The organism is Jejudonia soesokkakensis (assembly GCF_042664795.1).
GTDB lineage: Bacteria > Bacteroidota > Bacteroidia > Flavobacteriales > Flavobacteriaceae > Jejudonia > Jejudonia soesokkakensis.
On record NZ_JBHTBN010000001.1, the window covers coordinates 318,693 to 331,148 of the forward strand.

Here is a 12,456-nt window from a genome sequence, read left to right on the forward strand (position 1 = left end):
TATTAAAACTGAAGGTGTTTCCGTAGAAATTTTATCCTACCGAACCTTCTAAACTAATTTCTAATAATTTTTGAGCCTCTACAGCAAACTCCATAGGCAGCTTATTTAAAACTTCTTTACTAAAACCGTTTACAATTAGTGCAATAGCTTTTTCGGTGTCAATACCTCGCTGATTACAGTAAAAGATCTGGTCTTCTCCAATTTTACTTGTGGTTGCTTCGTGTTCTATCTGTGCCGTTTTATTTTGAGCTTCAATGTATGGGAAGGTATGTGCTCCACAATTATTCCCCATTAACAATGAGTCACATTGTGAAAAGTTACGTGCATTTTCTGCCCGCGGACTTATCTTCACCAAACCTCTATAGCTGTTTTGAGACTGACCCGCGCTTATCCCTTTGGAGATGATGGTGCTTTTAGTGTTTTTACCTAAATGGATCATTTTCGTTCCCGTATCTGCTTGCTGAAAGTTATTCGTTACAGCAATTGAGTAAAACTCACCAATAGAATTATCTCCTTTAAGGATGCAACTTGGATACTTCCAGGTTACGGCACTACCAGTTTCCACTTGTGTCCATGAGATTTTTGCATTTTTCTCGCAGATTCCTCGTTTAGTTACGAAATTATACACTCCGCCTTTTCCTTCTTTATTTCCAGGAAACCAGTTTTGAACAGTAGAGTATTTGATTTCGGCATCGTCTAAAGCGATTAATTCTACAACTGCGGCATGCAATTGATTTTCATCCCTACTTGGCGCTGTACAGCCTTCGAGATAGCTTACGTAACTTCCTTTATCTGCAACAACTAATGTTCTTTCAAATTGCCCAGTACCGGCTTGGTTAATTCTAAAATAAGTAGAAAGTTCCATTGGGCATCGAACTCCTTTTGGAATGTAGCAAAAAGACCCATCACTAAAGACAGCACTGTTAAGAGCTGCATAAAAATTGTCTTTTTGGGGTACTACAGAACCAATATATTTTTTTACGAGCTCAGGATGCTCTTTAATAGCTTCAGAAATAGAACAGAATATAATGCCCTTTTTAGCTAAAGTATCTTTAAATGTAGTAGCAACAGACACTGAGTCCATCACGATATCTACGGCAACTCCGGCAAGCTTTTTTTGTTCATCTAACGAAATTCCTAGTTTATTGAAAGTTTCCAACAACTCAGGATCTACTTCATCGATGCTATTGTATTTAGGCTTTTTATTGGGAGCAGAGTAGTAGGATATATTCTGAAAGTTTGGTTTCGTATAATGAACATTCGCCCATTCTGGTTCTACCATTTCCTTCCAATATTTAAATGACTCTAAACGCCACTCCGTCATCCATTCTGGCTCCTCCTTCTTCATTGAGATCGCTCGAACGATATCTTCGTTAAGACCCACAGGAAATGTTTCAGATTCGATATCTGTGTAAAATCCGTACTCGTATTCTTTTGTCTCGAGCTCTTTCTTTAAATCGTCTTCGGTATACTTACTCATGTTGTTATTTCAGAAATTATTAAAGAGAGAAACTTTCTCCGCATCCACAGGTTCTGTTAGCGTTAGGATTATTAAAAACAAATCCTTTTCCATTAAGACCCCCGCTATATTCTAGCGTTGTGCCTACCAGATAGAGAAAGCTTTTTTTATCTACCGCAATCTTAACGTTATGATCTTCAAAAACTTTGTCATTCTCTCCAGATACATTGTCGAACTTAAGTTCATATGACAGCCCAGAACATCCTCCACTTTTAACTCCAACGCGCACAAAATCCTTGTCAATGGTATAGCCTTCTTCGGCCATCAATTGAGCAATTTTAGATTTTGCATTTTCACTAACTGTTATCATAAAATAGATTTATTCTAAATTAGACTGCAAATATACGGCAAATGGTACGTTTTACAATGGTTGAAGTCAAATATAAACTTATCGAAACATAAGTTTTATTAATAGCCCGAAGATGCGATTTATTGTTGAAAATCAGGATTAGCAATAAATTCTGGATCAGACAGTGTAAGAAGAAAAGCTTTGAGGTCTGCTTTGTCACTCTCTGTCATGTGGGCTCCTCCCGTATTGATGTTTTTCATTAGTGGATCAACAGTTTCAGAAAAAACCAATCCTTCACTATAATGATTGATAACCTCTTCAAGGGTTGCAAAGCGGCCATCGTGCATGAAAGGGGCTGTATAGGCTAAATTTCGAAGGGATGGGGTTTTAAAAAGTCCAAAATCTCTAGGATCACCAGTTACTTCTCCTAGGCCTAAATCGGTAAAATTTTCATCCAGTGCATTATTGTGAAATGCATTGTCGGTCCAAAGGGGTGTATTGGGTAGCCCATGACAGTGAAAACAGTCTCCACGACCTTCGTCCAGATATATAGCCAACCCATTTTCTTCTTGGGGTGTTAGGGTAGCTGTACCATTCAAGGATTTGTCAAATTTTGAGTCAGCAGAAATGAGCGTTCTTACAAATTGTGACATGGCTTTTGTTACTAAGGTAGAATCTATAGTTGAAGTTCCAAAGGCTTCACGGAACATTTCGGGATAGATATCACTATTCTGAAGTGTATTTTCAACATTAGACCAGGTATTATCCATTTCGACCGGATTTCTCACGGGTTCAAACATTTGTTGCTCTAAGGTAGTAGCGCTTCCGTCCCAATTAAATTTTTCACTAAAATTAAAAGCAAGGTTTTGTAATGGCATTGAGTTTCTAAATCCAATATCTCCTGTGATACCAATACTAAATTGTCTTCGGTCTGAAAATCCGTTTTGCGGTTTGTGGCAGTCTACACAAGCCTGGGTGTTATTTCTGGAAAGAATAGGATCAAAAAACAACCTTTTTCCTAAGGCAATTCCCTCTACGGTTTGAGGATTGTCTGAAGGAATCACAGGGGGTAGAATACTCGTCTGAAAAAAAGGAGGAACTTCCAGAGGTAAAGGAGTTGCAGTATATTCTTCAGCATCTGGACTTTTGCCTTTTGAACACGACAAGAGTAGAAATCCTAAAAAAAATATACTGCAAATTTTACCTACATTCATTAGTTGTACTATTGAGTTACTTCGCCTAAGCTAAAAACTGTAGCGCCATTTTCATTCATGTCTAATTGTGCCTGAAAGTTGGGCATTAAAACCATAAAACGAGTATTTAAATCCCAAGTAATTGGATTTTTAAACCATTCAGCAATATTAGCTTTTACTTCTATGGTAGTGTTATTTTGGATAGATACTCCTCCTAAATTCACAACAAAGGAAGTATCTCTTAGCTCTTCTAAAGTTCCAGGACCAGGCGGAAGTGAACTGTGTCTATTCGCTCTCACTGTATGAAATTGAAAGCTCGTAGTTTCACTTAAACTATTTACGTATGTTCCTTCTATGCGCTGAAAGTGGTATCCTGCTCCTAAGGGCGCGGGTACGCTCCAAAATCCATCTACCGAATTTAGGTCTGCATAGCCACCAACTTTATCATTGTCTTCATCATCAAATCCAAAAGTAAAAGAAACAGTATACTCTCCTTCTGGAATTTCTATGTTAGGTGTGAATTCAACATTTTGAGAATTTCTAGCTAAAATTAAATTATAGTCTTCTGCTGCATACACAGTACCATCTATAGTTGAAGTAAAAGTAATATCTGAAATCAAATAATTTACTTTAGAAAGCGTCATGCTTTCTCCATTTGCATTGACATATGTGGTGTTCTCGTAGTCTGAATTTTCAATATTTTCTCCATCCCAGTTTTGGGTAAATCTGAAGGTTACATTGGTATCTTCAGAAGTGTTGTTACTATCATCTGTATCACAACTTATAGCAACAATAAAAATGGATAGGGCAAAAATTATTTTTTTCATGTTTTAAAAAAACTAGTTATTACTTATTGAGTTAATTTAACAAGGAAAATATCCTTGATTCCTTTATTTATTTCAATATCGCCGTCGGTACTTTCGGTATTTCCAACCAACAATATTTTATTATCACTGGTGTGTACGGCACTGTTTCCGAAGTCTAAATTAGTACCTCCAAACGCTTCGTTATACAGCAAGTCTCCTTCTTGGTCTATAATGATAATCCAAGCATCATTAAGGCCATTGCCTTCAGCAATATCACCATCATTACTTCTGGTAGTACCTGCAATGACATAGTTGCCGTTCTGCATTTGTGAGATACTTCGTGCGGTATCAAACTCAGTACCACCAAGAGATTTTTGCCAGATAAGATCACCTGTAGGACTTATTTTTATGACCCAGCTGTCTGCATTTCCTTTTGCTTCGGAAACATCCTGATCACTACTTCTTGTATCTCCTACAATAAGATAATTATTATCTGTCGTTTCAATAATATCGTAAGCTACATCAATTTCTGACCCACCGTAGTTATTCTCCCAAATGATATCTCCGGAAGCATTTATTTTTACAATCCAGAAATCATAGGCACCTTTATTATTTGTAATATCAACGTCTGTACTGTCACTAAAACCAATAATAACAATATCTCCAGTTGAGGTTTCGATCGCTTTATGGGCAGTATCTGTAAAAGATCCTCCAAAGTATCGACTCCATACAAAATCACCAGCAGCATTTAATTTGATAGCCCAATAATCTCCTCCTGCATGAGCAGCATTTGGTCGACCTGCATTTCCTTGCCCGCCACTTGCACTAACATCTAGAACTCCTGTGGCTATAAAACCGCCATCTTGTGTGGAAGTAACATCAAACGCTTGATCACTTCCTACGAACCCAAAATTTTGTTCCCAGACGAGGGTTCCTTCTCCATCTATTTTTACAATCCAGTAGTCGAAAAAGCCTTCATTTCCCGATACATCCCCGTCATTACTTCTGCTTTTTCCTGCAATAACATAGCCTCCATCGTTTGTTTTTGTAATCCCTGAAGCTTCATCGTTTGCAGTGCCTCCATAAGTGTGTTGCCAGATAATGTCTCCTGTTCGGCTTAATTTTAGGATCCAGTAATCTGCATCATCTGCAGTTTTCCCCATGACATCTCCGTCCAAACTTTCGGTCGTTCCTAAAATGATATAAGCTCCATCATTAGATTCTAGAATGGCAACTGCGTTATCTATGTTAGAACCTCCAAAAGTTTTTGTAAAGTCTAATACGAAGGTGTTGTTAATAGCATCGTCATCATCATTGTAGAGCGTCACTTCATCATCATTACAGGATGAAAAACCAATTAAAAAAATAAAAAGCGATAAAATCTTGAATTGTATAGAAGTATTAAACATCGAATATGTTGATTTTGAGTAGTAACGTAAAAAACAATTATGAATTGTCTGTCAATTGCAAACTCGTTTAAATACAGCAATTTTTAAGCCAAGTTGCTTAAAAATTGCTAATTATTTACGATAGGTCGTAAAAAGTATGTTTTATTAAAAGGGTCCTATTTTTTGATGATCTTTTTTGAAGCTTTCTTGTTTATGTTCAGAAAATATAACCCTTTAGAATAGGTTATAATGTCAATTGTCTTTTCAAATACATCTAGATTGTTTTCAGAAAATAAAATCTTTCCTGTCACATCACTAATGGTAATATTTGATATTGCTTCTGAAGCCGATTTAATAGTAACAACCTCTGAAGATGGATTAGGGTATATACTTAATCCATTTTCAAAGGTAACATCGTCTGTTCCAAGAATGGGTCTTACTCTAAGGGTAAAACTACAATTTGATGTGTTTCCTGAACCATCTGTTGCTGAAAATTGTACGGTGTAATCACCTTCTGTTAGCTGGGAGTTTACAGTAGGTGTTTGTGAAACATCTATTGATAAACAATTATCTGTTATGGTTACAACTCCATCATTTTCATAGCTAGGAACTGTGTAAAAGTTTTGACCATTGTCATAAGCTGCGTTTACAAATGACGGGCAATCTAATACAGGATCCAGATTGTCAACAATTGTTAAGGTAGAAGTGCATATATCTCTATTGCCAAAAGCATCATATACTTCCAAATCTACAGTTCTTGAGCCTATATCATTACAATTAAACGTAGTTTCACAAAGTATGAAGTTTACACTTCCACTATCGTCTGTTGAATTATTATCTATATCATTTGGAGTAATAGTAGCAGTACCATCAATACCAAGTTCTACGGTAAAATCATTACAATTTGCCATTGGAGCAGTAGTATCGCCATTAGAAGCCTTCACAATAAAAAGCCCTCTATTGATGTCACTAATCACAATGTTACCACTTTCAAAATAAGGATATACATTCCAAGCACCGCTAAAACTTGCATTATTGTTTTCTGGATAGGTGTCGAAAAACCCTTCTTCAGACATATTTGAATTAGCAATGTCACTTACATCAATCACCCGTAAGCCTGCTCTGTAGTTGGCCATATAATATTTAGTACCTTTTACATATCCATTGTGATCAATAGCAGAAGTGGGGCCAGTATAGTTAAAGGAAAACTGTGGATTATCCAAGTCTTCAAAATCAAATATTACAGTTCTTGTATTAAATCCAAAATCTTGTTCATCTAATTCGTCTCCTAGGATAAAGAAACGTTGGTCTTCTGTAAACCACCCTTGATGTGTATAGCCAACATTAGAATAGCTAATACTTGATATTGATTGGGGGTTGCTTTTGTCTGTAATATCTGCTATGACAATTTCGTCTTCATTACTTCCAATTAAAATTTCTCTTCCAACATAATCTAAATCGGGGCCACAATACGTTACTATTTGAGCATCATGACTATAAGAATCCATTCCGTATCCACCTTCACTTACAGGATTTAAGGGGTCTTGAATGTTAATAAAGATAGGACCTCCAAAAGGGAATACACTTCGGTTAGCTCCAACAGGATATGCATATCCTGTATCTTCGTTGATAACAATATTGTGTGCACTTCCGAAGCCGTTAAAATGGGCATCTTCGGTAAATGTTTGAGGTGGGCTGGTCACATTTCTTAATCTTGTAAGATCGAAAACCTGCATGCCATGACCACTAGCTTCACTCACCACAAACGCATGATTGTTATAAACTTTAACGTCTCTCCAGCTACTATTGGAAGTGTGTGTAGGTAGTTTCCCTAAGTAAATTGGATTTATTGGGTCAGTAATGTCAATAAAAGCTGTACCGTTATTAAGAGCCATTAGTGCATATTCATTTCCATTATCTGGATCTGTCCATCCCCATGAGTCATTTCCGCCTCCTGCATTCATGTCGTTTAAGGTTACTCTGGATTGAAGATCGTACCCATTACATGGAAAAGTTCCTGCCGAACCTCCATTACATGGGGTTTGAGCTAAAGTTACAGTAATAGTAATTAGTAAGAAGGGGAGTATTAATTTTTTCATTTTCATTTTTTTTATTTAAAGTTGGAAAGCTTATCTCTTTTTCACAATATATAAACCTGTATTTATATCGCTAATAAGAATTTTTCCACTTTCAAAATATGGGTAAACATTCCATGCGCCATCAAAACCAGCATTGTTGTTTGCAGGGAAAGTATCAAAATATCCAATTTCATTTAAAGTCCCACTTGCAGCATTGGTTGCATCTAAAACACGTAATCCGGCTGTGTAATTTGCCATAAAGTAAGAGTTTCCTTTTACGTAACCATTATGATCTATCGCTGGAGTTGGACCTGAATATTCCCCAATAAGTGAAGGATTGTCAAGATCTGAAAAATCAAACATAAGTGTTCTAGTATTAAATCCAAAATTTTGCTCATCGATTTCGTCGCCTAAAATAAATATAGTTTGATCTTCTGTAAACCAGCCTTGATGTGTATACCCAACTTGCCCATAAGAAATTGTAGATAATCCAATAGGGTTCGCTTTATCTGTAATGTCTACAATTGAAATTTGATCTTCGTTACTGCCAATTAAAATTTCTTTCCCAGCATGTTCTGTATCCGGACCATTATACGTTACAACTTGTGCGTCATGGCTATAGGCGTCCATAGCAAATCCACCTGCGGCAACTGGGTTTAGAGGATCTTGAATATCAATAAAATGAGGACCCCCATTAAAAGTTTGTGTCCCAACGGCATAAGCATAAGCCGAACTTTCATTAATAACAATATTATGCGCGTTTCCAAAACCTGTATATGTAGCATCAGCACTAAAATTTGAAGGTGGGTTAGAAACATTTCTTAACCGAGTTAGATCAAAAACTTGCATTCCATGACCACTAGCTTCACTTACTATAAAGGCAAAATTATTGTACACTTTTACATCTCTCCATGCACTAGAGAAAGTAGCTGTGGGAAGCTTCCCCAAGTAAATAGGTGGGTCTGCAGTAATATCTACAAAAGCCACACCGTTATTGACACACATAAGAGCATATTCTTTTCCGGTAGAACTATCTGTCCAACCCCAAGAATCATTTCCTGCTGTGGCTCCAAATGTGACTAAATCAAAACGGTATACTAGATCATAATCATTACATTGAAATGGTCCAGCAAAACCGTTTTCGCAAGGTGCAGTTCTAGGAATTTCTGCAGGATCCATGTCATCATTCATTCCCGTTCCATCATCGGTTACATCATCTGTTGTGTCTGAAGGTGAATCGTCTGATCCACACGAAATAATTGCAAAACTAATTACAATTAATAACAATATCTTTTTCATAATTTTTTTTAGGATTTCAAAAATAAGTTTTTTTTGAATTAACTCAATGCTCTCTTGTGTTAATACGTAAAACATAATAGGATATTATCCAGTTTTTTAGGAAATTTATGAAAGAGAGGCTATAAAAGTGCGATCTCTTAAATTTTGAACCTGTATTTTTGCATAAAGTTTTAGCATGTTAGAAAATAAAAATAACGAAAAGACACGTATTTCTGAATTAGGAGAGTTTGGTTTAATCGATCATTTAACCAAACAATTTTCAATTAAAAATACATCTACTATTAAAGGCATAGGAGATGATGCTGCAGTGATAGTTTCAGAAAAAAACAATCAAATCGTTATTACTACAGATCTGCTGGTTGAAGGAGTTCATTTTGATCTGAGTTATATGCCTTTAAAACATCTTGGGTATAAAGCTGTGATTGTAAACTTAAGTGATGTATTTGCCATGAATGCTAAGGCGACTCAAATTACAGTTTCAGTGGCTGTTTCAAATAGGTTCCCTGTTGAAGCCTTGGAAGAATTATATGCTGGAATTGCTACTGCCGCTAAAATATACGAAATAGATGTCGTTGGAGGAGATACCACCTCCTCTACTACAGGCCTTCTGTTAAGTATTACAGCCATTGGCCAGGCTCCAAAAGAAGCTATCGTATATCGTGAAGGGGCAAAAGAAAATGATCTTTTGGTGGTGACTGGAGATCTGGGAGCTGCATACATGGGATTACAAGTTCTAGAACGTGAAAAAGAAGTGTTTAAAGTAAATCCGCAATCACAACCAGATCTCGATGCTTACACCTATTTGATTGAACGCCAGTTAAAGCCTGAGGCTCGTAAAGATATTCCAAAATTATTAAAAGAATTGAAGGTAACTCCAACATCTATGATAGATATAAGTGATGGGCTTTCTTCTGAAATTCTTCACCTTTGTAAAAATAGTGAGGTAGGGTGTAATGTGTATGAAGATAAAATCCCTCTAGATCCTCAGGTGATTTCAGCTTGTGAGGAATTTAACCTTGACAGTACGATGGTAGCCTTAAGTGGAGGCGAGGATTATGAATTATTATTTACAGTAGGCACCGAAGATTTTCCAAAAATAAAAGGGAATCCACATCTTACAATCATTGGGCATATAACTCATAAGAATGAAGGAACACACCTTATCACTAGAGCCAACACAAAAATACCGCTAGTTGCAAGAGGGTGGAACTCGATGGAAGAATCCTCAGATTAAGGTAGCTTTTTCTTTAAAATAATTCTGAAAAAGCTGGTTATTTTCTGCCCAGAAGCTGCTTAGCTTCACAATGCGACCATACCCATCTGTTGTAAAGTGCTGTTTGCAATGCTTGCACTCAAATTCTTTAATTTGAACGTCTTCAGTTACAATTGTAATTAAATGATGTCCTTTAAATTTACATTTAATGGGTCTCATAAGGTGTAATTTAGGCAGAGATTCGGTTTACTTTTTTCTGAAAAAATGCAGCTAATGTTGTATTAATCTCCTTGGTTTTATACGTTAGAAGTTCGATGTTTCCAAGCTGATTGGTTGTTACTTCACGATTGCAGTTACAACATTTATATTCCATGATGTGATTTGTAACTTTACGCGAAAGGGAATAATTATGACCTAGAGGCCCACAGATTAAAGTAGATATGACAACTGAAGGTTTTTTTGTTAGTTTCTTCATGGCGAAAAATTTAGGTGCCTCTAAGATAAAAAAATATTTTAAATAATCGATAAAATGCAATTATTTATCGATAAAACGCAACAAGGTTGTTAATTTTTTCCCATTTTCAAGCCAACTCATATGACCTTCTTCAAGCTTGTAAAGTGTAGTATTCGTTTTTTGTGAAAGGCTTTCAGCTTGTTGAATAGGCATAATAGGGTCTTCTATGCCACTAATCATATATTTTGGTTTCTGAAAATTTTTCAGCACTTCAACTCTGTCTTTCCGAATGCCCATTCCTATGATACTGGCTTTCAGATTTTCTAAAGAAATAGTAAGGGCTTGTTTTTTAAGCGCTCGGATTTCTAAATCATACTTTTTTCTGGATCTTTCAGTAAAGAGGTTAGAGATTGCCATCTGCACAAAAGCCTCTTTATTTTTTTCTACAATTTTGAGGGTGCGTTCTCTATGTACCTTTCTGTCCTCAGAATCTTCAGAAGGAATAGAATTTATAAGCACCACTTTATCAACTATTTCAGAATGCTTTTCAATACATGCTAGACATACATACCCTCCCATAGAATGTCCAATAAAAGTTGCGTTGGTAATTCCCAAATGTTCTAAAATATCCAACACAATCTTTGCCATAAGCTCCATGGTATGTATATCAGAAACAAATCCGCTATTTCCATGACCAGGCAAATCGATAGTGATTATCATGTGGCTATTAGAAAAATCTTTAATAATTGTGTCCCATATTTTAGCGTTTTCTAAAAATCCATGTAACAATACCCATACAGGCCCTTTCCCATTTATAGTATAAAATATAGGTGTGTCGTTGTATTGATAAATCATTTTTCTATCTTCGAAACGTTATTTTGGACAGCTAGTCTAATTAGTAAAGCAATTTAGTAATTACTAAAAGAGTTACCCACCTTGGTGGACATTAATATGAATCGTACCAAACAAACATATATTACAGCCTTTGCATTGTTCTCCTTGTTTTTTGGTGCTGGAAATTTAATACTACCTCCATTTTTAGGATATAATGCAGGTGATGGTTGGATATGGGTGTTGATCGGATTTTTGATCTCTGCTGTAATTATTCCAATTATGGCAATTTATGGTCATGCAAGATTACAGGGCACATTGCTGGATTTTGCAAAGAAAGTACATCCAGTATTTGCCTTAGTATTTGCGGTATTAATATATGCAATCTCAGTTGCATTGCCTTCACCAAGAACGGCCTCTGTTACTTACGAAATGGCGATACAGCCATATTTCGAGATTTCTTCCCTTTGGAGCAGCATTCTATATTTTGCATTGGTATTGGTTTTTGTTTTAAACCGAACGAAGATCTTAAGTCTCATTGGGAAGTTTCTCACTCCATTGATTGTTTTAATTCTTCTCTGTATTATAGGGATAGGTCTTTTTATGGAGGTGGAACCAATTCGGGCTTCCATTTTTGAAAATTCATTTACCAGCGGAATCTTAGAGGGGTATCAGACTTTTGATGCGATTGGGGGTGTGGTAGTAGGGGCTGTGATTGTTGTGTCTTTTACCTTGCAAGGAAAATATAATTATGTAGAAAAGCGCCGTATGATTGCTCGTTCTGGCTTACTAGCAGGGCTCGGACTCTTAATTATTTACGGAGGATTAATCGCCTTAGGAGCTTTTAATAGCGGAACTCTAGAGATAGAAAACCGAACCGAATTATTGACTCTTTTAAGTACTCAGACATTAGGAACTATTGGAACTGCTTTTTTGGGAGTTTTGGTTGCCTTAGCGTGTTTTACCACTGCGGTGGGGATAATAACAGGAACTGCAGACTTTGTAAAAAAACTGGCTGGAAACTCACAACTGGCCTATATTATAACAGGAATTATTGGTTGCGTGATTGGGGTAGCAGTAGGACAATTTGACGTACGATATATAATAGACATTGCCTTGCCGGCATTGATGTTTATTTATCCGGTGACAATCGTTTTAATTTTGCTGAATGTACTTCCTAAAAAATTTGCTTCCGGGCTTGTTTTTAAAGTAGTAGTGCTTGTGACATTACTTTTTAGTATTCCAGACTTTTTGCAATTTTTTGTTGCTGAAGGTTCGCTCGACCCTATTAAAAAGTATATCCCATTAGCGAATGAAAGCATGGGCTGGGTATTGCCTGCATTAGCTGTTTTTGTGATAGCAACTATTTTTCAGAGGAAAAAATAA

At 36.4% G+C, this 12,456-nt stretch carries 12 protein-coding genes; 2 read left to right on the forward strand and 10 right to left on the reverse strand.

The window, feature by feature from the left end:
• Positions 1-31: 31 nt before the first annotated feature.
• The 7 genes from sufB to ACFQO1_RS01500 all read right to left on the reverse strand — a co-directional run bounded on the left by sufB (position 32) and on the right by ACFQO1_RS01500 (position 8,572).
• Complete coding sequence (gene sufB, locus ACFQO1_RS01470) at positions 32-1,480, reverse strand: Fe-S cluster assembly protein SufB (RefSeq protein ID WP_380215986.1); 1,449 nt, start codon at positions 1,478-1,480, stop codon at positions 32-34.
• A gap of 19 nt (positions 1,481-1,499) precedes the next feature.
• Complete coding sequence (locus ACFQO1_RS01475; protein ID WP_380215988.1) at positions 1,500-1,829, reverse strand: HesB/IscA family protein; 330 nt, start codon at positions 1,827-1,829, stop codon at positions 1,500-1,502.
• 119 nt (positions 1,830-1,948) lie between these two features.
• The gene (locus ACFQO1_RS01480) at positions 1,949-3,022 is read right to left on the reverse strand and encodes a cytochrome-c peroxidase (RefSeq protein WP_380215990.1); all 1,074 of its coding nucleotides are present in this window, start codon (positions 3,020-3,022) and stop codon (positions 1,949-1,951) included.
• An 8-nt stretch (positions 3,023-3,030) separates the two neighbouring features.
• Entirely contained in the window at positions 3,031-3,828 is a 798-nt protein-coding gene (locus ACFQO1_RS01485) for an MbnP family protein (protein WP_380215992.1), read from the reverse strand.
• Positions 3,829-3,851: 23 nt separating this feature from the next.
• Positions 3,852-5,216, reverse strand: a complete 1,365-nt coding sequence (locus ACFQO1_RS01490) for a hypothetical protein (RefSeq protein WP_380215994.1) — start codon at positions 5,214-5,216, stop codon at positions 3,852-3,854.
• A gap of 155 nt (positions 5,217-5,371) precedes the next feature.
• A complete protein-coding gene (locus ACFQO1_RS01495) occupies positions 5,372-7,294 on the reverse strand; it encodes a choice-of-anchor B family protein (protein WP_380215996.1) in 1,923 nt (640 codons plus the stop codon).
• Between the two features lie 30 nt (positions 7,295-7,324).
• Positions 7,325-8,572 (reverse strand): choice-of-anchor B family protein, encoded by a 1,248-nt coding sequence (locus ACFQO1_RS01500; protein WP_380215998.1) that lies wholly within the window; start codon positions 8,570-8,572, stop codon positions 7,325-7,327.
• 175 nt (positions 8,573-8,747) lie between these two features.
• On the opposite strand from ACFQO1_RS01500, the gene thiL reads away from it, so the two are divergent.
• Positions 8,748-9,806, forward strand: coding sequence for a thiamine-phosphate kinase (thiL, locus tag ACFQO1_RS01505; RefSeq protein WP_380216000.1), 1,059 nt, complete (start codon positions 8,748-8,750; stop codon positions 9,804-9,806).
• On the opposite strand, the gene ACFQO1_RS01510 is transcribed toward thiL, so the two are convergent.
• The 3 genes from ACFQO1_RS01510 to ACFQO1_RS01520 are packed head-to-tail and all read right to left on the reverse strand — an operon-like array spanning position 9,798 to position 11,094.
• Entirely contained in the window at positions 9,798-10,004 is a 207-nt protein-coding gene (locus ACFQO1_RS01510) for a hypothetical protein (protein ID WP_380216002.1), read from the reverse strand. The genes thiL and ACFQO1_RS01510 overlap by 9 nt on opposite strands.
• 10 nt (positions 10,005-10,014) lie before the next feature.
• Positions 10,015-10,260, reverse strand: coding sequence for a hypothetical protein (locus ACFQO1_RS01515; RefSeq protein ID WP_380216004.1), 246 nt, complete (start codon positions 10,258-10,260; stop codon positions 10,015-10,017).
• 60 nt (positions 10,261-10,320) lie between these two features.
• Positions 10,321-11,094, reverse strand: a complete 774-nt coding sequence (locus tag ACFQO1_RS01520; protein ID WP_380216006.1) for an alpha/beta fold hydrolase — start codon at positions 11,092-11,094, stop codon at positions 10,321-10,323.
• Between the two features lie 96 nt (positions 11,095-11,190).
• Here ACFQO1_RS01520 and brnQ point away from each other — a divergent pair, with 96 nt between their 5' ends.
• Positions 11,191-12,456, forward strand: a complete 1,266-nt coding sequence (gene brnQ, locus ACFQO1_RS01525) for a branched-chain amino acid transport system II carrier protein (protein WP_380216008.1) — start codon at positions 11,191-11,193, stop codon at positions 12,454-12,456.